The sequence below is a fragment of the Kitasatospora sp. NPDC024654 genome (assembly GCF_055559155.1).
Genome location: NZ_JBVHLF010000257.1, coordinates 407 through 1569, shown reverse-complemented (window position 1 = coordinate 1569; position 1163 = coordinate 407). Strand labels below are relative to the sequence as shown.

Sequence of the window (1163 nt, the reverse complement as noted above, 5' to 3'; positions counted from 1 at the left end):
GAGGCCCCTGTGCGTGCAGAGTACGCCGGGCGGCAGTACGTCGGCATCGACTTGCATCGCCGCCGTTCAGTGATCGTGAGGCAGACCGAGCAGGGGGAACTGCTGGAGAGTGTCCGGATCAACAATGACCCGGTCGCGCTGAGCTTGGAGATCGCCAAGGCCGGGCCGGATCCGGAGGTGGTGCTGGAAGCGACCTACGGCTGGTACTGGGCCGCCGACGTGCTCCAGGCGGCCGGGGCCACCGTCCACCTCGCCCATCCGCTGGGCGTCAAGGGCTTCACCTACCGCCGCGTGAAGAACGACGTACGGGACGCCGCCGACCTGGCCGACCTGCTGCGCATGGGCCGGCTGCCGGAGGCCTACCTGGCCCCGCCCGCCGTGCGCGAGCTGCGCGAGCTGGTCCGCCACCGGGCCAAGTGCGTGGCGCTCCGCTCCGGCCTGAAGGCCGAGGTCCACGCCATCCTCGCCAAACAAGGCCTCGACGTCGCGATGAGCGACATCTTCGGCGTCCGGGGGCGCGCACTGCTCGCCCAGGCCCCGCTGGACGGCCCGTTCCGCACACGCGCCGACGCCGCGCTGCGGCTGATAGACGCCTACGACTTCGAGATCGCGCTCGCCAACGGATGGCTCCGCGCCAGGCTCGCCACCCATCCTGGCTACCGAACCCTGCAGACACTGCCCGGCGTGGGTCCCACCCTGGCTGCGGTGTTCGTCGCCGAGATCGGCGAGATCGACCGATTCACCGACCCCGCCCACCTGTGTTCCTGGGCCGGACTGACGCCGCGTCACCGCGAGTCCGACACCAAGGTCCACCGCGGACGGATCACCAAGCAGGGCTCCAAGCTGGTCCGCTGGGCCGCCATCGAGGCCGCGCAGAAGATCCCCTCAGGATGCTGGCTCACCTCCACCCGCGCCGCCATCACCGAACGCCGCGGCCGCAACACCGCCACCGTCGCGGTCGCCCGCAAACTCCTCACCCTGGTCTACTACGGCCTGCGCGACGGCGAGATCCGCGCCCTACGCACTCCCCACAAGGCCGCGGCATGACCAAGCACCGCACCGCGACCGGCCGCAACACCGCCACCGTCGCGGTCGCCCGCAAACTCCTCACCCTGGTCTACTACGGCCTGCGCGACGGCGAGATCCGCGCCCTACGCACTCCC

1 protein-coding gene is annotated in these 1163 nt (G+C 71.0%); it reads left to right on the top strand.

Annotation, left to right across the window (positions count from 1 at the left end; genetic code table 11):
* The coding region (locus ACZ38L_RS39455) for an IS110 family RNA-guided transposase (RefSeq protein WP_465702978.1) at positions 1-1047 on the top strand (1047 nt) is incomplete at its 5' end.
* Positions 1048-1163 lie beyond the last annotated feature (116 nt).